This window comes from Roseburia amylophila (assembly GCF_025567465.1).
Lineage (GTDB): Bacteria > Bacillota > Clostridia > Lachnospirales > Lachnospiraceae > Roseburia_C > Roseburia_C amylophila.
Map to the genome: position 1 here is coordinate 13,765 of NZ_JAOQKI010000016.1, position 25,106 is coordinate 38,870.

The following is a 25,106-nucleotide window of genomic DNA, read 5'->3' on the forward strand; positions in this document are numbered from 1 at the left end:
TTTCTTTCTGAAAAACTCATTTTCTTTTTTCCTCCGTTATCTATTTCCGCAATAGCATTCCCGCTATCTTTTTTATCTTATGACGGAACAAAGGGGAGGTCAACTGCTTTTTACAATTTCCAGCCTGCTGCCTGAAGCTGTGTCTTTGCCATATGCCGGTAAACGCCATCCTTTGCTGTAAGTTCTTCCGGCGCACCCTCTTCGGCTACCACTCCATCTTTTAATACCACAATCTTATCTGCATCTGACACCGTACGCATGCGGTGTGCAATAATCATAACCGTCTTATCCTGAATCAACCGGGACAATGCCTCCTGAATCAGTGTTTCATTATCTACGTCTAAGGATGCGGTCGCTTCATCTAAGAATATAATCGGCGCATCCTTTAAAAATGCTCTTGCAATAGAAATTCTCTGACGTTCTCCGCCGGATAATTCGGAACCGTTTTCCCCAATCATGGTATGCCAGCCTTCCGGCAGTTTATCTGCAAATTCATCACAGTGTGCCAATTTTGCTGCCGCAATGACTTCCTCATCTGTTGCATCGGAACGTCCAATACGGATATTTTCCATAATCGTATTGTTAAAAAGTGTAACATCCTGAAAGACAATGGAATAAAGAGACATCAGTGTTTCTGGGTCAATCTTTGAAATGTCCATGCCGCCTACCGTAATCGTTCCCTTATCGATATCCCAGAATCTTGAGGCAAGTCTTGAGACCGTGGTCTTACCGCCGCCGGATGGTCCGATTAATGCTGTGACTTCGCCCTGTTTTGCGGTAAAAGTAACATCTTTCAGCACACTTTCCTTACTGTCATAGGAAAATCCCACATGTGAAAATGCAATATCATATCCGTCATATTTCATCTCGGTGCTTCCACTCTGTACCGAATGGGATAAAATTTCATCCAGCCGCTCGCACTGCACATCCACACTGATTATGGCGGCAAGGTTCTGCAGGGAAATCTGCATCGGGTCATAAAGTCTTGATACCAGTAATAAGAACATAAAGAAAGTCAGTAAATCAATACTTCCTTTCGAAAGTAAAATTCCGCCAACCAATGCTACCGTCGCAATTCCAAGCTTTAAAATCATCTGGGCACCGGATACAAAAACAGCATTTCCAAGTTCTGCCGCCACTGCATGTTTTTCTACTGCTTTAATTTTCTTCTCAAGTCCAGCCATATAATTTTCCTGCGCATCATTTGCCCATAAATCCCGGACCGTCTCTAAGCATTCCTGAATGCCATCTGTGCAGACCATTTTCAGTTTCATCTGTTTTCTGCTAAGATATCTTAAAAATTTTCTGGCACTCAGTACAATGAGGAATGATACCGGAAGTACCCACAGTGCAGCCAGTGCCATCCGCCAGTCAAAAAAGAATAAGCTGACAGCAATCATTGCGGTGGAAACACAGGCTCCAAAAAGCTCCGGAATATAGTGGGAGGATGCCGTTTCTATCGTGGCACAGTCCGCCATAATGGTGCTGGTCAAATCGGATAAATCCTTTTTGCCAAAGAAAGATAATGGAATCTTTCTTAATTTTTCTGCCAGCGTAATTCTTCGCACACCACTTTCCACATAGGTGGCAAGGAAGGTGCAGTTATACTGGATATACGTTGTCACTGCAATCAGAACCAGACAGAGAATACTTCCCACAAGGTAGAACACGCCTCTGCCGCTCAAGTTATCATTCAGATAATCCTCCACCAGAAAATACAGCAGTCCCACCGGAAACATCAACACAATATTGGAAACGGTTGCTGTCAGAAATGCCTTTATCATGTCATTTGCACCCTGCTCTGAAAGTGCATATTTATGTTGTAATTTTTCTTTCCAGCTCATATTACGCACCTACCTTCCACTGTACCGATTTGTTGTATTCTTCCCACATATGGGCATATACACCATTTTTCTGAAGTAACGTCTCATGGGTTCCCTCTTCTGCAATACTGCCATCCTTTAAAACGCAAATCCGGTCTGCGTCTACAATAGAGGACAGACGATGGGCAATCATAATTACGGTCTTGCCCTTAGACAGTCTGGAAAACGCTTCCTGCACCTTTGCTTCATTATCCGGGTCTGCAAAGGCTGTTGCTTCATCCAAAATCAGAATCGGTGCATTCTTTAACATGGCTCTTGCAATGGAAAACCGCTGGGCTTCTCCACCGGATACATAGGTTCCGCTGCTTCCGATTACTGTATCAATTCCATCTGGAAGCTTCGCAATAATATCTTCACACTGGGCTTCCTTTAACGCCTGCATGACTTCTTCTCTGGTTGCCTCCTTCTTTCCCATGCGGACATTTTCCAAAATGGAAGTTTTTAATAATTTGCTGTCCTGAAATACAAAAGACACCATATCCATTAACTGCCTGGAAGAGATTTCCTTCACATCCTTATTTCCAATCAGGATGCGTCCTTCCGTAGTATCAAAGAATCGTGCCACAAGGCTTGCCAGCGTCGTCTTTCCGCCGCCGGACGGTCCTACAAATGCCACATGCTCGCCCTCTTTGATGGCAAGATTAATCTGATGCAGTGCATCTCTTCCGGCATCTTCATAACGGAAGGATACATTTTCAAAGGTAATGGAGTTGTTCTCCGGCTCCTGTGCATGGGCGGTTTCCGGTAACGGTTTCTTTTCTAAAATACTTTCGATACGGGAAATTGCATCTGCTACAATCAGCTGATTTTCACTGGAATACATAATTTTATTCATGGTCACAGTGATAATCGGCGTAATGATAATATAGAATAAAAGATTTAATAAAAAGGTATTATCGGCTCCATTTCGTGTAAAGAAAAAGGTTGCTGCAATCAGCACTGCAAATACCGCATTGATAACGGTTGTATACACCGTCATTGGTATCCGCATTTCCTTCGTGTACGCAATCGTCCATTTTTCATATTTCCTGATAGAGGCCTGAAAGCGTTTGAATGAAAATACCGACTGTCCGAAAGTCTTTACTACCGGGATTCCACGGACATATTCCACTGCTTCGCTGGACATTTCGTCCAATGCATTCTGATATTCTTCCATCTTATCTTTCATACGCTGTCCGGTCATGGTTCCCATAATCAAAAATGCTGCCACCACAGGAATCAGGCTCAAAAGACCAAGCCGGAAATCAAATACCATAAGCAATACCAAAAGACCTGCCGGTGTTGCGATGGCTCCTGCCTGATCCGGTAACTGGTGCGCCAGATAGGTCTCTGTTGCTGCGCTGGATTCATTGACGATTTTACGGATTTTGCCGGTTCCGTCTTTATCTAAAAATCCCATTGGCAGTGTCAGGATATGCCGCATCAGGCTGGTGCGGATATTTGCCTGGACGCGGAATGCTGCCAGATGGGAACACATCAGTGCAAACACATAAACCAGCATGGATAAAATGGCAAATCCAACGGCTGCCCAGCCATATTCTTTTAAATGAGCTGCTTTGCCAAAATCCGGTGCCACAGAAAGCACTTCTTTCATAATTCTCCAGATGTAATAAAATGGTACCAAAGCCAGCCATGCGCTGACTACCGATAAAATCCAGGATGCTATAGTCAGATAACGGAATTTACCGGCATAGGCAAAAAGCTTTGATAAGGAACTTTCCTTTTTCACTTTTTCTTCTCCTCCTTTAAAAATAATTGATTCTTTCTTCTTATTGAAACGAAAACTGTTTTAAAAACTGCTCCCGGTGTGCTGCTGTCACATATTTTCACAGCCAAGTGCCACCTCACTGTTGGTATTCAGGCAGAAGAACTGACTTCTTGGATTCTGGAATGCACCTTTTTGATATTTCCATTGCATAGTGTCGTCTAATATGAATTAGGTTTAACTAACCAGCACTTTTAAGAAAAGACTGCTTCCTGCTGTTACAAGATAAGCAGTCTTACTATCTTTTACACTTCGAATTTTAAAATGGTATTCCAGCCTGCATAGTTGAATTTTTCCAGCATATGAACGTATTTCTGTGCAGTTTCTTTCTCCATCTTATGACGCACAACTTCAAACATGCTGTCAAATAATGCCCTTGTCATAATATGGATGAATTCTCCCGTCACTTCATTTTCCTCATCATTCTGAAAATGAATAACCTCCATGAACTTGTAGGTATATTCTGCCTCTACTTCTGCCAACTCTTCTACAAAATTCTGGAACTTCGTTCCATAGGACGCCTCCAGCAATAACTGAAATGCGGTAAAATTATCATAGATGTAATCCAGCATTTCATCCATTCCGGATATTACATAGTCATCCATTTCTTTCGGCTGCCGCTCCGGCTCTACTGCATGAAATTCTTCCTGCGTCTTCACAAAAAGATTCATCATATACTCTGCCACCGGTCCTACAATTGCTGCAAACAGCCCTTCTTTGTCTTTAAATCTGGAATAAATAGAACCTGTGGTTGTTCCCGCTTTCGCCGCAATGGTGCGAAGCGATGCATCGGAATAACCCTTTTCTAAAAATTCTTCCGTTGCGCAGGAAAGTATTCTTTCCGATACGCCTTCGATTGGTTTAGTCACTGATGCCTCCGTTTCATTTATAACAGTGTTATATAACACTGTTATAAATATAATTAGTTTTGGGTGAGATGTCAAGGGGTTTTTCGTTACCTTACCCTCTTAAAATACTGTATCAGTATATTCTTAATGTAATTATACCTTCTGGCATAAGAATTTTCCACCCGGAGTAACTCAAATCCATGTGCCCGGCAAATTGCATTTTTCTTCTCGTCTCTCGCCCGTACAATGGCATTTTCTTTATGTTCTTTTCCGTCTAACTCAATGGCGAGTATCGGCATGTCCTGTCCCCGGTATCCTTTTTCATATACCACAAAGTCAAATCTTCCGGTATAAAAAAGGTCGTCATAGGATTCATTTTCCTGAAATACGTGTGCAATGCTGACTTCTCTCTGCACAACGCAGCGGTTATTTGTATTCAGCACATTATCTAGTGCATGATTTAATGTGGTTAAAAATGCAGCCTCTGTCTGCGTGCTGTACGGCTTGATTCCCAATGCCCTGGAAGAAGTCTCTCTTGCTGTCACCTGCGCCTCACCGTTGGTCTGGACATAATCTACCAGCTCATAAATATCATCATCCCCAGCGGAATGCAAACGCTTCAGTTCCTTGATATCCGACAATATTACCAACTGGTCTTTTGCCCGGGAGGTTGCCACATTAATCAGTTCTTTATTATTTTTCAGCCAGTCATAAGTTCCCTGATAAGTCTGCTGGGTGATTGCCAGCGAAAAAAGCACAACATCTTTTTCATCTCCCTGAAATGCATGAACCGTTCCGCAGGGAATATTTTCCATCCCATTGTCTTTCAACGCCTTGTTAATCAGCTCTTTCTGATTGGTAAACGGAGTAATGATACCAATGCTCTTATCCGGATGTTCTTTGATAAACGAAATAATCTCTTCCACTTCCTGCGGCGCTGTATTCTTATAGTTGGTGGTATTTGCTGGAATATTCTTAAAAATCAGCGGATTAGCTTCTTTATCTGGACTATTGATAATCAGCTTGTTGTTATAATATTTTTTATTATTAAATGAAATAATTTTCTTATTGCAGCGGTAATGGTGGCTGAGCAGAATTTCCTCGCTGACTGCATCACATGCCAGATAGGTCTTATAAATGGAATTCTTTATATAATCATACTCATCTGTCACTCCATAAATCCGCTTAAGCTTCTCATTATCTATGGGATTCAGCAGAATTACCGGGCTCAACTGCTGCGGGTCACCTACTAACATAAGACTTCTGCCCCGGATAATCGGCACTAATGACATGGCAATATTTCCCTGGCTTGCCTCATCCATGATGACCATATCAAAATAAGTTCCCGGCTCACCAATCTTATGTGCCGATATGGATGTAGTTGCAATAATCGGGAAAATTCTCTGGAACTTCTTCAAATTTTCTTCCTGACGGATATAGGTATTAAACTGCTTGACTTTCTTTTCCTCATCCGGACAGTTTACAATCTCCATCAAATCCTGATTTTTCGGTTCCTTCAGACGCTGAATATATTTTGCAGACGTATAGTAGAGATATTTCTTAAACAGCTCCTCATCTTCCACTACAAGTTTCAATGCTTCTTCATCTGTAATCTCACCAATTTCTGCTAATTTTTTCCGTACCTCCTGAAGCTGAACACCCTGCAATTCTGTCTGAAAAGTCAGATGCTGATTAGTCTCTATCATTTTAAGAATCGCTTCTTCCCGCTCCTTTAATTCGATTCTCTCTTCATGTCTCTGTAAGAGCTTGGTCAGCTTCTCCGTCCTTCTCGTCTTATCATCCTTATTCTTCTCAAGGGTACTGTCAAATATGGAAATATCCTTTGTCCGCTTATACAAATCCCGAATATCGTCCAGTGCCTGCAGCACACATTTATCATTCCCAAGGCGGATAATTGGAAATGGTATCATCCCCTTATTCCGGTAAGGAATGGACTTTAATTTATCGCACACGCCATCGATGGGATGATTGTTATAAGATGCAAATAAGACCGTTTTCTCATTAAAGAAAGCAGTCACCATGGTATTTACGATGGTATTTGTTTTGCCGGTTCCCGGCGGTCCCTGGATATATGCCAGCGGATATTTCATGGCATTATGAATTGCCAGTAACTGGTCCAGATTGATTTTCCGGTCTAAAAGTGTTATCGGATAATTTTTCCTTCGGTCTACCTGTTTTAACAGTTCTCCGAAAAATGCTTTTATCGGAATGGTCACTTCATCTTTTTCATACATTTTATGAATTGCTTCATACTCCTGATGAAGATCCACCAGCAAATCCCTGCCGATTGCAATTACATATGGCATATCATCCACGCCGTTTATCTGGGGATTGGACTTCGTTATTTTATCTTTTATCAGTTCCTGATTCTTTTCAAAATCATTTAAAAGTTCATAGTCATCTGCATCTAAAAATTTCCGGATTCCAAATTTTGCTTCCGGCTTATTCTTCTCCAATGCAAACTCCATGCAGACGGTTATTTCTTCATCCTGCCTTAAGGTCTTCTTCTGCACATCCAGCCGCAGCTTTCGGTATACCAGCACATATACGCCTTTGGGCGTATGTATACTTAATACATTTATTGCCAGCTGCTTCATTTTCTTCTTGGAAGCGGCATCCTTTGCTCCATATTGAAACTTTGATACAATCTGCCTAAACTGCTCCGGTGTGAGCTTATAAGTCCCCTGCCATTCACCATCCAGATGCTCAATGAGTGCATAATCTGTTTTGTAAGGTACAGAATCCATTTTATTGCAGTCAACAAGATAATTGAGCACCTTCAGATTTGCAATATTATCAAAGATTCTCCGGTATTTTCCCTGATTATATGTAATATCATCTATCAGCTCCTGCTTTGTTTCAAAATAAGAGCCTTCTATTACTGCCGATGACAGTATGGATTCAATATAAATGTAAAGGCTCATTGTGGTATACTGCCCCAAATGCAGTCCCATTACATGCATGGATTTCCGGATAGGGTCTATCTCCATAATTCCAATCCAATATTTTGTTACTTCATCTTTTCCGTTTCTGTACTCTATACTGAGCCATTTTCTCTCATGAATGGCCCGGAAGATATCTCTGCAAATTGTGTTCATGGTTTATAATTGTTTGTTTTGTAATGTTTCGGGTCGATAGGTTGCTTTGCTTCAAGTATGGCTGAAATCTTGGTGGGTAGTTCATAGCAGGGTCTTGGGAAGCGTTTTGGAATAGAGGCGGCGGGAACTTTATATGGAAAATAAATCAGTTCTTTAGCATCAAGAATTTGTTCATAAACTATTCTTTCAGAAGTTTTATTTCATTTCTGTCAAAAAGTTTTCAACAAATATTCTTTCATCTTCTCCTTTTGAACATAATTAATTTCACTCCTGCATATGCTGCACTCCCTTTCTATCATATCTATATATTCATCTACATTCATATTTCTTGCTATAAATGCGTTTCTTACAATTCCTTTTATATCATCCTGATTTTGCACCTTATGCGACAACTCATTTATCTTAATTAAAATATATATTCCAAAAATATCCGCACGTAAATAACTTTTTTCCCTCATAAATGCTATAACAACCAATACATGCATGCCTGTTAACAAAAGACATCTAAGTGAAATCTCTAATTTTTCAGGAAAACTAGTTTGTCCTGCAAATGTTTTGTATTTCATATATTGGAGCCACTCGGCAATAGTCTGGCATTCTAATAATTCATCATGCTTTGACACTTCATTTATAATTGCTATTTGTGACGCCATATCATAATCATCTTGATATATACAATACATCACCTCATCTGAATTAGTAACACTGCTTTTTATTGTCCAAATATAAAACGCATCTAATATCCCGTCTTTACAAACAGTATTAAATAAATTTCCATTTGGACTGGCGTCAATATACTCCATCAACTTTGTATACATTTTCTTTTCAAACCGATGCCCTATGTTTGTATTTTTTATCTTCTGTATCACTGCTTCTTCATCACTTTTCATATCACCATGATAATTCCATAATACTCTTAACATCTTTATATTAAAAAATTCCCACTCCAATCGGAATCTATACAAAGAATAATACATAACAATATATGTAAATAAATATGTACAATTTTGTTTGCTTAACTGTTTTAATATTTCTTCTATATCAATTTTATTATAATAATCAATTCTATCTCTTATTATTTCTGTCAAATAGTCATTAAAATTTTCTTCATTTATGATTGTTCCAAATAAATCAATAACATCTTTTTGTTTTCTTTTCTCCTTAAATATATCGTTTACTTCCATTGTAATAAAACTTTTAAGGCACTCGTCACAATATGATGCATATAATTCTTGTCTATTACATATTTCTATATATAAGCGATGTATCAATGATTGTCTTCTTTCATCATCCATTTTTATATATATTTCTAATAATACTTCCTTCCACCCACTGGCATCAAATATACTATTATTCTCGTTCAACGACAAACTAATATACTTATTATAATTAATTTGATCATATCCTTCTAATTCAGCTCTCGAAATATTTTGTTTACATACATCCAGATAAAAATTCATAATTTTTTCTATATTTTCCTTATCTACCCGAAAATATTTTTCATCTATAATCTCTTGTAATAGAGATACTTCCTTTTTTGTATTATATATCCAATTTTTTTGATTTTTGAATTCTATATTATATTTTTTTCCCAAAGAGAATTCATGTTCTTTTTGTTTCCTATAATCTTCAAAAATAAACGAAATCAATTTGTCATATTTCTCTTGTAATCCATAATTATCATCATCTTTAATGGCATAATATAAACATCTAAAGTCTTTACGTAATAATTCTATATTTGTATATTTAATTCTATCTTTTACTGTTTTTTTCAAAAAAATTCTATTAATATCCTCCATCACAAACTCTTGCGTTTTTGCATCAGATAACATTTTTATTACTAGTACACTTTTCGTGCATTGATAAAAAATAATTACAAATAAAACAAAATATGTAATTGCAAATCCAAACCAAATAAAATTCATTATACTAATGGTTTTTATAGGAAGAACTGCCCTATAAATCGTTATAAAAGGCTTATACAAAATTTCCAATATAACTATAATGCCAAAACCTTTTTTTGATATAAAATTATTAAAAACTTTTATCTTTTTCTTTACAAAAAATTCTTTTATATTAATCCCTAAATACCTATTTATTCCTATTTCACTTCCCTGATATGACGCCACAAATTGGTAAAATGTTAGTAATATTCCATATATTGTAATTTGTCCAATTACTATGGTCAAAAAAGTTGCTTTATCAACATTTAAATTATTGTTCAAAATATATTCCCTTATTATTTGTACCCAATATTCTATTTTATCCATTGTACCTCCAATGCAATTCTAGTAGTATCTAAAACCAATTATGACTTTTTGAAATTTTTCTCTAATTGTTTTTTTCAAATTTTAAATACAAAAAAGCCCACAAAAAAGCCAACACCTTAAGCATTGTCTCTTTTGTGAACTTCTAAATTTTTTCTTATTATAATATCTGCTCTCATTTCTCATAACTCACTCTCCCAAATATGATATAGATATTATGCGACTATTTTTTACAAATTGCAACCCTTTTATTGACAAATTGTCTGATTTTTCTATCTATAAATAATATTTTACTACTGGATTCATCAATAAATATCAACGTGTAAAATTCTCTTGGCAAGTTCAATTGCGATATATAATTTGTCCACGTCATGATTTGCTGCCGCCAGCCCAGTTGCATCATAAATTGCCTGATCCAGCACATCGCCCGTAACCAGAAAATCATATAAATCCCAACCATAAAAATCACAGACTGCCTGAACTCCAGCCAATTCCATCTCCACTGCAATGCATCCTTCCTTTTTCCTTGCATCAAGCTTCGCTTTAGTTTCCCGATATATTGCATCCGTTGTCCAGACTTTTCCTGCCACATTAGGAAGTCCTAAATTGTCAAATATGGATTTCACAATCCGATAATTTCTGATTTTTATATAATTTGACGGTTTTGCATAGTGATAACTCATTCCCTCTTTCCTGTAACTTTCCGTTAGAATAACAAACTTTCCAGTTGTCTTATCTCTATCCAGTGAACCTGCTGAACCAAACATAATAAACCTGCTTGCACCCGTCAGCCAATTTGCATCTATCACATCACTCCCTGCCATTGCAGAACCTATATGGCTTAAGTATGCGGCAATTTTCATATTATCTATTTCAAAAACATATACCTTTGTAATTCCATTGCAGCACTTTATTGTACCAGCCTGCTCATGTGCATATGTTTTCAGCATATAGTCAAATATCTGCCCCGAAAAAACAATAATACACTTATCACACAACTGCCTTTTCTCCCCATAAAAATCCTCCGGTCTAATTTGCCTCTGAATTATCAAATGCCTCTGTTATCATTTTTCTGGCTCCTTAGGTCACTCTGCCTCATGATTTTTTACAAGTTTTTGTATACTCAACTAAAGTCATTTTTTCGTTTATAACTGTTTCATCGCCGACTCTGACAAATCCACATTTTTCATATAAATAGCAATTTTTTTCTTCTTGCTTAATAGTATCTAACCGCCATTCTATTGTATCAGAAGAATACATTTCAAATAATCGTTCTATTACAGCACTTGCTATTCCTTTATTTTGAAATTGTGGAATAACAAAAATAGGGGAAATCCACTTTACATTTCTCCCATTATGCCATTTAACTCTTACACCACCTACTCTCTTACCATTAAACAAAATAAAATAGAAATCCGAATTGTCTTCAATTATCTTCTGTGTTATTTTTTCAAGACTTTCTTTTGCCGGGCTTGTAATATCATCCCGATATTTTTCATATAACGCTATAAATGCTTCTACCTGCAATTTACGCAAACCTTCTGCTTCTCCACTTGTTATGAGTTCCAATTCTATTACATCATTCATTTTTTATCTCTCCTTCTTGTAAACCTATTTCCAACAGTTCTTTACAAATGCTCTTTCACCTACAAAACCTGCCACCGGCAGCTCCTTCCAGATGCCTGGTAGCATAAAAAAAATCGCACTAAACCCTCAAAGTCCAGTGCGATATTTCCAATCTAAGATATAAAATGTGTTAAATCATCTCTTATATTCTGGTTTTATGCACTAGACTAAAAGACCTACAAGCCATAAACTAATGCACTAACCTTGCATATTTATAGCTGTGTACGTCCGTAATACATGTACATATAACATCTTGAATATAAGTTCTGATTCATGTGTATGTTCTCCTTTTTTTGTTGGTAAATATACCATTATTGGCAATTCATGTCAACAATAGGCAACAATATATTTTTAAATATTATTTCACCATACTCTGTTTTTCTTCCATGCATACTACTCTGCTGTATAGATATGACTTCTTGTATTTGGGCACAAATACAATATAATACTTACAATTCCACTTTGTATGTGCCAAACTATTAACATTCATTTATGATAGTCTCCTTTGTTTTTAATATAGTTGGCAAACCTATACTTAGTATAACATTGGCGATTTTTTATTGTAAGTTAAAACGTTTGTTGGCACACCTGCACAGCTGATGATTCAATTATATCTTATACGAATAAACCAGTCTCACTTTTACATAAGAGACTGGTTTAAAGTCTTAACATATACTCTAATACATCTACATTTTAAATTCTGCGAAATTACCACTATATCTTACTTTTGTAATTTTTCTTTTAAATTCATTTCTGCGTTCAACTGAATCATATTCTTCAAGATACCACCTACTCGCTCTCATTTTTTTCGATTTTCTAAGTCTATCACATATTTCCTTAACATATGGCATATCTACATCTGAATATGATAAACCTACTGAATATCTGCTTTTTTCGATATCTTCAAAAAATTCTTTTTCATGAAATATATTTTGATTCGTATCTTTTATTAATCCCGTTTTAGCAATATGAATAGCATTTCTTATGTTTTCATCATTATAAAGTAAATTATGCTCTTTTAAATTTAATAATTTTTCCTCATATCCAATAATCAGTTTACTATAATCCTTGCCAATTGAAACCATATCCTTATGTTTTTGTTCTTCATAATTTATCTCTCTTATCCCATGTATATGACAGATATTATGTTTGCACACCCCATATATCCTTTCAAGCGTTTCAGAATAATCAAATATGGCTTGCGGGTGCTTAACTGTACCTGCTTTCACCCCACTATGAAAGGAGCTTTACCATGAGCAATCAACACAAACATCCAACTATAAGTTTTAGAATCAGCGATGCTGAACGCAAATAAATCGAAGCCCGCATTCTTACCAGTGGCATGATGAAGAAAGATTACTTTGTCCGTTCCTGCATCTATAACCGCATCTGCGTTGTCGGCAAGAAAGAAACTATATATCCTCTTGTGCAGACTGTTAATGCATTATATCTGCAATTACTTGAAATACAGAAAGCATTTACTAATTGCTGTAATCAACAAAATTTAAGCAATCTTCCTACCAATGATGAAATTAAGGAACTACATATAACAATATGCTTACAGCTATCATTGATCTGCTTGATGGTGCTAAGTATCTTTGGGAAGGAGAACACCATGAAACAAAATCGCCGCATCTTCATCTTCTCCTGATATCAGCTCAGCAATGCATTTATTCAGTATCGTTGCGATCTCAAGTCTTTCCTTTATCTTGCCCTCTCTGCTTATCAGCTGATACATTTCCTGATTCAGCTCCGTCATCGTCACGATAAACATAATGATCATGGAGATACCAACAGAAAACTCGATCAGCGACATTCCATACCAGAATGCCTGCACAGCTGCCGCCACTGCCGGAAGTACAACGCATGACAGCATAGAGAACAGGAGCTTCCGACTGACTCTCTTTTTGTACTGGAGCAGAAGCGTAAGATCAATGAGCAAGCCTGCTGCCGGAAGAAGAATTGACATAATATATAACGATGCCCGATGATAACAATTATCCCCATCTATGTAATAATACCAGTGAGTAAACTGCGAGATCACCACAAAAGCAGCCCCTGCGGCAGCAATAACATATCCGGTTTTTACTCTTTTTAATGTTCTCCGCTCTTTCTTCGAAAACAGATAAACACACACATAAATGTGAAAACACAGCGGGAATACGTCACTTAAAAAGAATACGAGAAAACTCGAAATACAGACCATCACACTGCCCGGAACTCCGGGATATCCGCTGAAAATATGCGCCATGGCATCCATCAGCAATAACAGGGAAGCAAAACTCTCCATCAGAATGAGATACCGACGCTTTTCCCTGTCATAATTACTGCTCAGAAATATACATAATGCAGCTATGGCACAAAATACACATCCCCATATAAGTATCGCTACCTGCAGTACTTTTTCATCCGGCATAAAAAACACTCATCACATTCGTCACTTACAATAAGTATTACACTTTACCGTGTAAAAGTCAACCTTCCCAAAAAATCCCGGAGTACATTGTCATACTCCAGGATTTTGTCGTCAACCGGATAAAAGCAACCGCATTCGCTACATAATTCTACACCAGATAACTGCTTCGCAGTTGATTCAGTTAAAACTCTTCCCCGCAGGATTCAATCACTTTTTTGTACCAGTAAAAAGAATCTTTGCGGATTCTGGAAAAGTCTCCAGTCCCGTCATCATTTTTATTTACATAGATAAGACCATAACGCTTCTTGTATTCTCCGGTGGAGGCACTGACAAGATCTGTACAGCCCCAGCAGGTGTAGCCGATCAGATCTACTCCGTCATGGATTGCTTCCTTCATCTGCTCTATATGGCGGCGCATATATTCAATACGGTAATCATCGTGAATCTTTCCATCCTCTGTCAGCTGATCCACCGCCCCAAGACCATTTTCCACGATCATGATTGGAATCTGATAGCGGTCATAGATCTGGTTCAGAACATAGCGAAGACCAGTTGCATCGATCTGCCAGCCCCAGTCGGAAGCTTTCAGATATGGATTTTTCAGATTGTCACTTCCATTTCCGGCCGTTTTCTCTCCGTCCTTTGTCACGCTGACACAGCTACTGGAATAATAGCTGATGGTGAAAAAGTCCACAGTACCCTTCTTGAGGATCTCTTTATCCTCCTGAAGAACCTCCAGCTGGATTCCGTGCTCCTCAAAGTATCTCGCTGCAAATCCCGGATAATATCCTCTTACATGAACATCACCGGCAATGGAATTGTGGATCTGCCCAAACTGCTGTGCATATAAGATATCATCCGGATGGCAGGTATATGGATAACCATTGTGATAAGCAAGCATACAGCCAAGCATAAACTCCGGATTGATCTCATGAGCCATGGAAACTGCAAGTGCACTTGCTACCAGCTGGTGATGCATTGCCTGATAACGGCTCTGCTCACATACATCCTTCGGGTCCAGCATTCCTGCACAGAATACTGCACCAAAGTCCTGCGTCAGCATATTGATCTCATTAAAAGTCAGCCAATATTTTACCTTACCTTTATATCTCTCAAATAAAACCTTTGCAAATCGAAGATAGAAATCGATCATCTTACGGTTTTTCCATCCGCCATACTCCAGAGAAAGATGAAGGGGATTCTCATAATGAGAGATCGTTATCAGCGGCTCAATGTTATATTTTCTCAACTCATCGATCACATTGTCGTAGAACTTAAGGCCTTTCTCATTTGGAGTTTCCTCATCCCCATTTGGGAACACTCTGGACCAAGAAATAGAAAAACGATATACCTTAAATCCCATCTCTGCAAAAAGAGCAATATCCTCTTTCCAGTGATGATAAAAATCAGTTGCCTGGTGATTGGGATAAAATTCTTCCGGTAACGGTGCCGGCGGTGTAAGACGACGTTCCTTATCCACACTTCCTCCTGTCAGGATATCTGCAATGGACGGGCCTCTGCCATCCTCATCCCAACCGCCTTCATACTGGTTTGCAGCAGTTGCTCCGCCCCAGAGAAATTTTTCCGGCATACGATTATAATTTTTCATTTTTTAATTTTCTCCTTTTTACAAACATCAGGCGGATCTGTTATCTCCGCCTGATGTTTCGTTGTTATTCTTATACAATAGTCAGAAATTTATCTCCTGCATTTACAGCTGCATCTTCTTTTTCCATGCATACTGCTTTGATATAATCAGAAATATTGGTCACAACAACCGGTGTGATCAGATCATATCCTTCTTTCTTAATGGCATCCATATCGAATTCCACAAGAAGCTTTCCTTTTTTTACCTTATCTCCCTCAGAAACATGGGATTTAAAATATTTACCATTTAAATTTACAGTATCAATTCCGATGTGGATCAGAATTTCTGCTCCACTTTCTGTCACAAACATGATTCCATGTTTGCTCTCCATGATATTTGCCACCGTACCATCTGCCGGTGCATAAACCTTTCCTTCTGATGGAACGATCGCTGCTCCGTCACCTAAAACCTTATCAGCAAAAGTTTTATCCGGAACATCGGAAAGTGCTTTTACAGTTCCTGCTACCGGTGCACAAAGCTCGATCTTATCTACAAGCGGAGCGTTCTGCTGTGCCGGCTGTTTTTCTGTATCTGTGTTCTGTACTTCATCCTCTGTCTCAGCCTTTACATCCTCAAATCCGAAGATAAGTGTAAGAACAAAAGCAGCTACAAAAGATACCACGATCATAATGATTCCATAAATCAGATTGCTTAATCCCTTCTCGCCGATAAACGCCGGGATCGCCATGATACAATTCTGTGCAATGTAAAGAGAAACCTGAAGAAGTCCTCCTACGATACCACCGATTCCGGCTGCGATGGAAGCTGCTACAACCGGTCTTTTCAGTTTCAGTGTAACACCATACAGAGCAGGCTCTGTGATACCCATAAGAGCGGAAACACCGGCTGCACTTGCCAGCTGTTTCATGTTGCTGTCCTTGGATCTTACAGCTACTGCAAGAGAAGCTCCGGACTGTGCAAGGTTAGAGCATACCTGAGATACAAAGATCAGTGTATCGCTACCACCGGTTGCAATGGCATTCAGTCCGATCGGTGTCAGCGCATGGTGCATACCTGTCATAACGATGAACGGGAAGGTTGCTGCAAGGATACCTACAATAATGAAACCAAGTTTTACGGACAGGAAGTTGATGGCTACCGCAAGTCCGTTACCAATAATTGTTCCGATCGGTCCAACTACGATCAGGGCGATCGGTGCACTGATCAGAATTACCAGTGTCGGGTTCAGGATCAGTTTTACCATTTTCGGTGTGATCTTATCAACCAGAATCTCAATATAATGTGTGATCCATACCATCAGGATAACCGGAATAACGGAATAAGAATAAGTTGCTTTTGTGATCGGCAGACCAAACAGTGTGATTGCCGCATCACCAGCTACCATAGTTACAAAGGTAGGGCTTAAGTAAACACCGGCAATAAACAGCGCCAGTGACTGGTTCACGCGGAAAACCTTGGCAGCATTTGCTGCGATCAGGAACGGCATGAAGTAGAAAGTAACATCTCCGATAAAACTGATCACCTGGTAGGTACTGCTTGTTTCTGATACCAGATGAAAAGTTGTCAGCAGGGTAAGTACAACTTTGATCATACCGGCTGCAGTCAGGGCAGGGATCATCGGGGTCATACATCCGGTGATGGCATCGATAACTTTTGAAACAACACTCTTTGAGCTGTCAGAGTTCGCTGCCGGTGCATCATCGGTAGGAACGCCTTTGTCTTCCAATGCCTTGTAAACAGCGTTTACTTCGTTTCCTGCGATAACCTGGAACTGATCTTCATGCCAGTTAACGCCGGAGATCTCAGAAAGCTTTAAGATCTCTTTCTCGTTGATCTTCGATCTGTCTTTCACATAGAAACGAAGCCTTGTCATGCAGTGGAACAGACGGGTGATATTATCTTTGCCGCCCAGCGCTGCAATCAGTGTGTCTGCAGTTTTTGCATAGTCCTTTTTCATTTGGGGACCTCCTTTAATAATAAATATTGAAATTTATATTAAAGGTCTTGCCTGAAAAGATACGCACATGGCACGTATTTCAGTAACAATCCATTAACACCTAATTTATAAAACAATCTCTTTTCACAGATTTTTCAGACGTTTATGGTCTTCTGTGATCTTCTGGATATGAATCGTCAGATACAGCATTTCGTCCTCAGTCATAGCGTATTTATATTCCTCTTCCATCATAAGATAGATCATTTTTACACAGCCGTAAGCTTCTCTGTACTGCTCCTTAATGATCTTGAAAAGCTCCTGATTCTCATCATAGTGAAGTTCTTTATGAAGGAATCTCTGGGCAAAATATTTCAGATGCGTGAGAAACCGCTGATAATACAGATTATCCTCCTGAAATTCCATATTGTCATAATACTTCTCCACGATGTCCAGGATCTGATGTACGATAATGGAAATCTGATAGCTGTCCGTCTTGCCGCCATCTTCCGCATTCACAAAATGCAATGCAAAAAATCCTGCTTCATCTGCAGAAAGATCTACCTCGAACATCTCATTTACCTTTTTCAGTAATTCCAAGCCGATCTCATATTCCTTATGATAAAGCTGCTTGATATCCAGAAGCAGCATATTCTGAAGGCGGATCCCGTTTTCAAGTCTGGAGATCGCACCCATGATATGGTCGCTAAGGGAAAAATAAATACTGTCATTTAATTTCATCCCCTCTTTTTCCTTCACTTCATTTACAAAAGCTCCCACAAAATCCAGATATTTTTCCGGAATAGCAGTCAGATAACCCTGTATCTCCTTGCTGATCTGGGCATTTTCCGCAGTAAAGATCTTCTCGATCCTGGACTCCTCCACTTGCTGTCCTTTCTTTTTCTGAAAGGCAATTCCGCAGCCCTTTACAATAACTTCATGTCCCTGTCCATCCTTGGACAGTATCAGATTATTATTCAAAATCTTATAGATAACCATATTCCTGTTCCCCCGCTGCCAGACAAATAAAAAAAGGCCATTACAGTATATAGAAAACCTATTCCTATACTACTATAAGGTCTTGCCTGACGATAAATAAATATTTCAGTAACAATCCTTCTGATTCGTAACTATTTAATAACTGCATGTAATAGTATCAGAAAAAATATATGTTGTCTATCTGGAATATTTAATAAAATATTTATAATATTTTTGTGAACTTTGACAAAATCCCCTGATGATCCTGCCATACGGATGATATGTACCCTCTTTCTCCATTAAAAAAAAAGACCCAAACATACCAAAAAATATGTTTAGGACTCTACCTATGACGGGATAATGAAGTTTACTAATTTCAGGATAATAGAGTTTGCTAATTTACAGTTTACTACTCAAACTCTTCCCAAGGAAAGTATCATCAAATCAAAAATGCTGATTTTATGCGGCATTCCACCGCATCTGTTTCATCTTATGTTACTCTTTTCATATCGTTTTCAAAAACTTTAGTAGCAAATTAGTTGCAATTATTCAATATTACTTCCACGAAATCCATGGCAGATATAATCTACTTTTACTACTAAAAACGAACAATATCCCATATTACCTCTGATTTTTTCAGTTCCACGACAACTCCCGGATGACGTTTATCTTCTTTTATCCGTTTTTCTAGTTCCCAGAACCTCTCTGATGCAGGCTTTTTATCATCATTCAGAAAATTTGCATACTCTTTAACAAGACCTTCCATATAATTTTCCTGCCAGCCTGATAATCTTTCTCGAAATAATTTCCAATCCTTTTTGCTTATGTCCATGATTTTGAACCTCCTCAGTCTCAAATCTCGTGAGACTTTGTTGAGACTAACTTTGAAATATTCGTTTTTCAGAAAGCTCTTTAATCGTCTCTCTTTAGAAAGCTTTTTCTTAGAATATTCTGATTTTAACCACTTGATTTTTCTCAAAATTTCTATGACATTTTCTATGACATTTCTACGACATTTTCTGTGACATTTCCCATCTTCATTATAAGCGTTACCTAAAACAAATTTGTGCCTTTAATCAATTCAATTTTTACCTTCTCCCTACTTCCATACATAGAGCTTTTACTTTCATCAATAGTCTATACCTGATGTTTATTCTATGAATACATACTTTCCCTTTCCTTTACCATTTACCACTTTAACAACTTTCATATCTCTAAGTTTTGTCATGACTGCTCTTGCTGTGGATGGTGAGCAATCAAGAATTTCTTTTATTTCTTTTGTTCCAAAAATCTGATTTTTCTCTATTTCATCATACACCTTAAGAATATTTGCTTTCGAAGGTTCATTATATTTTTGTTGCTCAACCGCCGATTTTTTATTGTCAATCGCCGGCTTTTGGTAATCAATCGACGACTTATTGACTGCAACAGCCAATTTTTTAAATGAATCAGCGGTTTTTTCAACAATAGTTTTTCCAACTTTTGAATTATAAATAACTGCCTGCAACATAAAAGCATTTGTATGATAAACAGGATCTTTTAGTCCCACCCGCTCCAACTCATTACGCAGTCTTTCATTAACGCTTTAAATGTTTCTTATTGACATTATGAATTTATCGTACTAACCTAAACTCGTAGAATATATTTCAATAAAGGTAATGTTTCGAAAACTTTTGGTTCCGATTATAATAGAGCAGCTTTTAGCATCTCTCATTGGAACCTGCCAGTGCAAATCTCTGCTTTGAGACGGTTCCCTTTATCACAATTACCAAGCCAATCTGCTGGGTACCATTCTTCATTATTCACAATTCTGTATAAATAAAGAACAACTCATGTGGGATTGGGGATATGCCTCACTCATTATTGGAATAAGAAAATAACTGCAAAGGAGATTTTTACTATGAAAGAAATAATTTTAGGAAATCACATACGAAAGGTTCCTTCAGTTGCTGTTGGATGCATGCGCCTTTCTGAAAAATCGAAGGATGAGATGAATCGTTTTATTCATGCAGCTCTGGAACAAGGTGCATATCTCTTTGATCACGCGGATATCTACGGTGATGGTATGAGCGAGAGCATATTCGGCGAAGCGTTCGCAGATGATTCATCCATAAAGCGTGAAGATATTTATCTTCAGTCAAAATGTGGCATCCGTCAAGGCTTCTATGATCTCTCAAAGGAGCACATTCTGAAATCTGTCGATGGCATTTTACAAAGGCTCCATACAGATTATCTTGATCTTTTGCTTCTTCACCGTCCGGATACACTCGTAGAACCGGAAGATGTTGCTGCTGCATTTGATGTTCTTTATGAAAGCGGAAAGGTACGCCATTTTGGAGTTTCAAACCATAAGCCGATGCAGATTGAACTGCTGCAGAAATATGTCCGCCAACCACTCGTTGTCAATCAGGTTCAGTTCAGCATCCCTGTTTCCAATCTTGTTGCAAATGGCATGGAAGTCAATATGGAAACCCCAGGTTCAATCGATCACGATGGAAGTCTGCTCGACTACTGCCGCCTCCACAATATCACTCTCCAGGCATGGTCTCCGTTTCAGATGCCGGCATGGAAAGGCTGCTTTCTCGGAAGCGACGAATACCCTGAACTGAATAAAAAACTTCATGTGATTGCCGAAAAATATAATGTCAGCGATACTACTATTGCGGCTGCGTGGATTTTACGTCATCCGGCAAATATGCAGATTGTTACCGGCACTGCAAGTGAAAGCCGCCTGAAAGAAATTATCGCGGCGTGCGATATTACTCTGACTCGTGAGGAATGGTATGAGCTGTACCTGGCAGCAGGTCATCTGCTTCCGTAGGGATTATCGATTACCAGCATTATTTTCAAAATGCTGGTAATCCTTAGAATTAGCAAGTTGTACAAAAGAATCTTCTCTTTTACGAAGTCTGGTCTCATAAACGAGATAAAGGTTCTGGCAGATGCAGAGCTTGTGTTGAGCAGATCAGAGTACACAACCTCAGACACAGTCACGCCAGCTTACTTATTAATCAGGGCTGTGATGCCTTGATGTTAGCAGACAGGCTCAGACATGAAAAGGTATCCACAACACTTAACACATACTCCCATCTGTTTCCACATAAACAGCAGGAGCTTGTGCATAGTCTGGAATCATTGCAGGCGACAGATTCGCCAACACCTGAACTGTTGTGATATAATAAATTTGTAACACCTTGTTCGAATAATATATTATAATATTACTCAAACAAGGAGGACGTTACTATGTCAGTACATTACACCGAAGACTTCAAAAAAGAAGCAGTTAAAGCCTATATGGCAGGCGACAAATCAATACCGCAAATTGCTGTTGAATTTAATGTTGCCAAAAGCTCCGTTAGCAAATGGGTTAACGAATACAAGGAAGAATGCCTCTATACCACCAGCACAACCGCAGAATCTAATGAAGCAAAGGAAATCAGAAGATTAAATCAGCTTCTTAATGAAAAAAATAAAGAGATTGCTTTCTTAAAAAAAGCGGCGGCATTCTTCGTGAAGGAAATCGATTAGTGGTATATCGATTCATCGATGACAATAAAAATATATTTGGTTTAAGATGGCTATGCCAGAAGTTTGGCATTAGTCCTAATTGTTATTACAACTACAAAAAGGATGCAAAGTGAAAATATCGTGAACGCTTAGCACATATCTTTGAGCTTATAAAGTATGTTTATTACAACAGCAATCGTGTTATAGGCTATAGGGTTATGCGCATTTTTATCAAACGATATGGCTATGAGTTAAGCAATATCACAATGCATAAATATATGAACAAGGGATTGAATCTTTGTGCAGTAATTATGCATTCTAAGCCAGGTTACAAGACTGGCAAAAAGAATAAAATCTTTGACAATCTCTTAAATCAGAATTTTACTGTCGACTGCAATAACAAAATATGGTACACAGACTTCACATATATGCGCCAGCCAAATGGAAAATTCAGATACAACTGTTCAATTATTGATTTGTATGACAGGTCTGCTGTCGCTTCGTTAAACAGTGATTATATCAACACTGATTTGGCAATAAGCACTCTCAAGACAGCCCTTGAAAAGGAAAACTACCCTAAAGTGATTTTGCATTCAGACCAGGGGGGACAGTTTACTTCATGGGAATTTGTAAATTATTGCAAAGAGAATAATATAACACAAAGTATGAGTAAGGCTGGCTGTCCTTATGATAATGCTCCCATGGAAAGATTTTATAACACTTTCAAAAGCAACTTTTATAACATAACTTCATTTTCAAATGTAGAGATGATGGATGAACTAACTATGAAATACATAAATTGGTATAATTATGTTCGCCCTCATTCATACAATAATTATTTAACACCAATGGAGGCTCGTTACAGGTAGGTATTTATCGAACAAAGTGTTACAAAAAAGCTTGACCACAACATATCAAAGTCCGCTTTTTGCGTAATAAGGAAATTTCGAAGCCATTCCTCCGCCTCTCTTTTGGTCACAAAACCTCTTTTGGTAGATTTCCGACGTTTTCCTTGCCAATCCGTATAACGCTACTGAATCAACCATTTTCCTGTTTTCTTGTCTTTTTCCGCTTTCATTCGACCACCTCCTACACACTGAAACCATACCAGCGTTTTTCAAAATAGCGTCTGGGAACTTTGCCCGCAATCACCAGAAAGCCTTCTTTTTCCAGTTCCTGATTCAGCTTGTAAGCATGACCTACAGAAACATCCAGCATTTCTGCGTGTTCATTTGCAGTAATATAAATCTTGTTGTTTTCTGCCATATATGCATCCTCCTTTTTTATAGCGTTATCGCTACATTTTTATTTTCTCATTATATGTAGCGACTTCGCTATTGTCAAGTATTTTGAAATGCTAGTAGAAAAATTTTTTAAAACATGGTATAATGTAGCCATCTCGATACATGGAGGACGATAAGAATGACCATAGGAGAAAAAATCAAATACTGCAGAAAGCAAATCGGAATCACGCAAGATAAACTGGCTGAGCTGACCGGCATCCATCCGGTTTCTATCCGAAAATACGAAACAAATAAAATGCAGCCACAACCTCCTCAGTTAGAGAAAATTGCAGCTGCACTCGATGTCAGTTATAATGCTTTGAATGGCAGTGATACTGCCGGACTTCGTCTGGAAACAGTCGGTGACCTGATGGGCGTACTTATGGTTCTTTGCAATTCCGGCATCCTCCAGATCAGCGGAGAGCGAGGGGAGGACAAGCTGTTAAAAGATGATACTGTATCCATCCATCTGAATCCGGTTCTCTCTTCTTATCTCGAAATCGGATACACCACCAGAGGGAAGGCACATACGCTGTCTTTGCAGGATGCATTGTTGAATATCAGAAGTTACAAGGTATTTAATGACCTGTTGAAATTGGAAAAAATGAATTACATCTACCAGAGTGTTTTGGAATCCGCTGGTGATAATCCAAATGAAGCTACAAAAGCAGCTATAGATGAAATAGCAGAGACGAAAGAGAAGGTAGAATTGGAATCGCAAAGGAGTCAGCTGTTGCTTGATACTTCTGATGAGGTTAAAGTAAAAGTAAATTCAGACTACTTTAATAACTAAATCTATAAACACAGATTCAGAAAGAAGATTTTCTATGGGAAACAGAACCGACAAACCAAAACAAACAGCTCAGCAACTAATTACAAAGATGAAAAACGAAAAAGGTATTAGTTTTAAATATACCTCTGAAAGCGATGCAGAAAACTACTTGGCAAATATTAATAATTATCTCCGAACAGCCGCATACAGAAAAAACTATCAAAAACATAAAAAAGGTATCAATAACGGCAAATACATCTGTTTAGACTTTGCATATTTGCAAGAATTATCTACTATTGATATGCATTTTCGTTTTATTGTTTCGAAAATGTGCTTGGACATTGAACACGACTTGAAAGTTAAAATGTTAAAAGACATTGAAAGCGATCCGTCTACAGACGGTTATGATATTGTAAAAAGCTTTTTAGCTCAAAACACTTATATTATTGGAAAACTCGAAGCCACCAGTTCTTCCCCCTTTACAAGTGATTTGATTCATAAATATTTTACTATTCAACGCATATATAATACAGCAAAGCAGAAAAAGGAAAATAAAATTGTTGCATATGATGATTGTCCTGCATGGGTTTTACTAGAGATGCTTACATTTGGAGACTTTATCAAATTTTATGAATTTTATTATTCTTCCAGAAGTTTTCCGAAGTTATCTACACCTGTAATAAATTTGGTTAAAAGCCTTAGAAATGGAGCTGCACACAATAATTGTATTTTAGCTGATTTGGCACACGGAACTTCAAGAGCTCCTCAAGAGATAAGCCAAGAGATTTCTAAAATTATCTCTATAAATTCAAATCAGCGACAGAAGAAATTGTCCTGTAGACCTATGTTGGAATTTACTTGCCTTCTTTATGTATACAAATTAGTAGTATCCGATAAGGTGAAGCATCATAGAATAAAAGAACTGAAATATTTGTTCTTTAATCGAATGCCAGAGAAAAAAAACTTCTTTAAAAGTAATGAATTAATCAAAAGCAATTACGAATTTGCATGCAAAGTTATCTCTGCATTTTTTTAATAAACACAAATGGAACAATTTGTCAAGAGTTTTTTTCATTAGATTATTGACAAATCGATACAAG

At 38.0% G+C, this 25,106-nt stretch carries 20 protein-coding genes and 4 pseudogenes; 7 read left to right on the top strand and 17 right to left on the bottom strand.

The window, feature by feature from the left end:
- Positions 1-110: 110 nt before the first annotated feature.
- The 9 genes and pseudogenes from OCV43_RS10365 to OCV43_RS10405 all read right to left on the bottom strand — a co-directional run bounded on the left by OCV43_RS10365 (position 111) and on the right by OCV43_RS10405 (position 12,737).
- Positions 111-1,844, bottom strand: coding sequence for an ABC transporter ATP-binding protein (locus OCV43_RS10365; protein WP_262624054.1), 1,734 nt, complete (start codon positions 1,842-1,844; stop codon positions 111-113).
- Position 1,845: 1 nt separating this feature from the next.
- Positions 1,846-3,612: an ABC transporter ATP-binding protein gene (locus tag OCV43_RS10370; protein WP_262624055.1), complete on the bottom strand. Its 1,767-nt coding sequence runs from the start codon at positions 3,610-3,612 to the stop codon at positions 1,846-1,848.
- A 281-nt stretch (positions 3,613-3,893) separates the two neighbouring features.
- Positions 3,894-4,517: a TetR/AcrR family transcriptional regulator gene (locus OCV43_RS10375; protein ID WP_262624056.1), complete on the bottom strand. Its 624-nt coding sequence runs from the start codon at positions 4,515-4,517 to the stop codon at positions 3,894-3,896.
- Positions 4,518-4,603: 86 nt separating this feature from the next.
- The gene (locus OCV43_RS10380; protein WP_262624057.1) at positions 4,604-7,615 is read right to left on the bottom strand and encodes an AAA domain-containing protein; all 3,012 of its coding nucleotides are present in this window, start codon (positions 7,613-7,615) and stop codon (positions 4,604-4,606) included.
- Positions 7,616-7,824: 209 nt separating this feature from the next.
- The gene (locus OCV43_RS10385) at positions 7,825-9,885 is read right to left on the bottom strand and encodes a hypothetical protein (RefSeq protein ID WP_117946315.1); all 2,061 of its coding nucleotides are present in this window, start codon (positions 9,883-9,885) and stop codon (positions 7,825-7,827) included.
- A 302-nt stretch (positions 9,886-10,187) separates the two neighbouring features.
- A complete protein-coding gene (locus OCV43_RS10390; protein ID WP_262624058.1) occupies positions 10,188-10,880 on the bottom strand; it encodes a nucleoside phosphorylase in 693 nt (230 codons plus the stop codon).
- A gap of 97 nt (positions 10,881-10,977) precedes the next feature.
- Complete coding sequence (locus OCV43_RS10395) at positions 10,978-11,469, bottom strand: GNAT family N-acetyltransferase (RefSeq protein WP_117841274.1); 492 nt, start codon at positions 11,467-11,469, stop codon at positions 10,978-10,980.
- A 433-nt stretch (positions 11,470-11,902) separates the two neighbouring features.
- Positions 11,903-11,998: pseudogene (locus OCV43_RS10400) on the bottom strand (IS200/IS605 family transposase); the annotation flags it as partial.
- 196 nt (positions 11,999-12,194) lie between these two features.
- The gene (locus OCV43_RS10405; protein WP_262624059.1) at positions 12,195-12,737 is read right to left on the bottom strand and encodes a bacteriophage abortive infection AbiH family protein; all 543 of its coding nucleotides are present in this window, start codon (positions 12,735-12,737) and stop codon (positions 12,195-12,197) included.
- A gap of 23 nt (positions 12,738-12,760) precedes the next feature.
- On the opposite strand from OCV43_RS10405, the pseudogene OCV43_RS14135 reads away from it, so the two are divergent.
- Positions 12,761-13,140, top strand: a pseudogene (locus tag OCV43_RS14135) (plasmid mobilization protein); the annotation flags it as partial.
- Here the strand turns inward: OCV43_RS14135 and OCV43_RS10415 are convergent.
- The 6 genes and pseudogenes from OCV43_RS10415 to OCV43_RS10440 form a co-directional block, all read right to left on the bottom strand.
- Positions 13,097-13,924, bottom strand: a complete 828-nt coding sequence (locus OCV43_RS10415) for a hypothetical protein (protein ID WP_262624060.1) — start codon at positions 13,922-13,924, stop codon at positions 13,097-13,099. The pseudogene OCV43_RS14135 and the gene OCV43_RS10415 overlap by 44 nt on opposite strands.
- Before the next feature lie 181 nt (positions 13,925-14,105).
- Entirely contained in the window at positions 14,106-15,533 is a 1,428-nt protein-coding gene (locus tag OCV43_RS10420; RefSeq protein WP_262624061.1) for a glycoside hydrolase family 1 protein, read from the bottom strand.
- Positions 15,534-15,603: 70 nt separating this feature from the next.
- Positions 15,604-17,490: a beta-glucoside-specific PTS transporter subunit IIABC gene (locus OCV43_RS10425; protein WP_022242328.1), complete on the bottom strand. Its 1,887-nt coding sequence runs from the start codon at positions 17,488-17,490 to the stop codon at positions 15,604-15,606.
- A gap of 123 nt (positions 17,491-17,613) precedes the next feature.
- Positions 17,614-18,465 carry a BglG family transcription antiterminator LicT gene (gene licT / locus OCV43_RS10430; protein WP_227700485.1) on the bottom strand — a complete coding sequence of 284 codons (852 nt, stop codon included), beginning with the start codon at positions 18,463-18,465 and terminating at the stop codon, positions 17,614-17,616.
- Between the two features lie 583 nt (positions 18,466-19,048).
- Positions 19,049-19,276 (bottom strand): annotated as a pseudogene (locus tag OCV43_RS10435) (hypothetical protein); the annotation flags it as partial.
- 318 nt (positions 19,277-19,594) lie between these two features.
- The gene (locus tag OCV43_RS10440; protein ID WP_262624062.1) at positions 19,595-19,993 is read right to left on the bottom strand and encodes a hypothetical protein; all 399 of its coding nucleotides are present in this window, start codon (positions 19,991-19,993) and stop codon (positions 19,595-19,597) included.
- A gap of 351 nt (positions 19,994-20,344) precedes the next feature.
- Here OCV43_RS10440 and OCV43_RS10445 point away from each other — a divergent pair, with 351 nt between their 5' ends.
- The 4 genes from OCV43_RS10445 (at position 20,345) to OCV43_RS10460 (ending at position 22,820) form a co-directional block, all read left to right on the top strand.
- Positions 20,345-21,265 (top strand): aldo/keto reductase, encoded by a 921-nt coding sequence (locus OCV43_RS10445; protein ID WP_181968746.1) that lies wholly within the window; start codon positions 20,345-20,347, stop codon positions 21,263-21,265.
- Positions 21,266-21,450: 185 nt separating this feature from the next.
- Positions 21,451-21,618 (top strand): hypothetical protein, encoded by a 168-nt coding sequence (locus tag OCV43_RS14050; protein ID WP_262624082.1) that lies wholly within the window; start codon positions 21,451-21,453, stop codon positions 21,616-21,618.
- 69 nt (positions 21,619-21,687) lie between these two features.
- Positions 21,688-21,972 (top strand): transposase, encoded by a 285-nt coding sequence (locus OCV43_RS10455; protein ID WP_262624063.1) that lies wholly within the window; start codon positions 21,688-21,690, stop codon positions 21,970-21,972.
- A gap of 137 nt (positions 21,973-22,109) precedes the next feature.
- Positions 22,110-22,820, top strand: coding sequence for an IS3 family transposase (locus OCV43_RS10460; RefSeq protein WP_262624083.1), 711 nt, complete (start codon positions 22,110-22,112; stop codon positions 22,818-22,820).
- Here OCV43_RS10460 and OCV43_RS14055 read toward each other — a convergent pair.
- Together OCV43_RS14055 and OCV43_RS10470 are read right to left on the bottom strand one after the other, a co-directional pair.
- Positions 22,811-22,966, bottom strand: a pseudogene (locus OCV43_RS14055) (Arm DNA-binding domain-containing protein); the annotation flags it as partial. The gene OCV43_RS10460 and the pseudogene OCV43_RS14055 overlap by 10 nt on opposite strands.
- Positions 22,967-23,040: 74 nt before the next feature.
- Positions 23,041-23,217: an ICEBs1 excisionase gene (locus OCV43_RS10470; protein WP_262624064.1), complete on the bottom strand. Its 177-nt coding sequence runs from the start codon at positions 23,215-23,217 to the stop codon at positions 23,041-23,043.
- Between the two features lie 156 nt (positions 23,218-23,373).
- On the opposite strand from OCV43_RS10470, the gene OCV43_RS10475 reads away from it, so the two are divergent.
- Positions 23,374-24,027, top strand: a complete 654-nt coding sequence (locus tag OCV43_RS10475; RefSeq protein WP_262624065.1) for a helix-turn-helix domain-containing protein — start codon at positions 23,374-23,376, stop codon at positions 24,025-24,027.
- Between the two features lie 34 nt (positions 24,028-24,061).
- Complete coding sequence (locus OCV43_RS10480; RefSeq protein ID WP_262624066.1) at positions 24,062-25,042, top strand: Abi family protein; 981 nt, start codon at positions 24,062-24,064, stop codon at positions 25,040-25,042.
- Positions 25,043-25,106 lie beyond the last annotated feature (64 nt).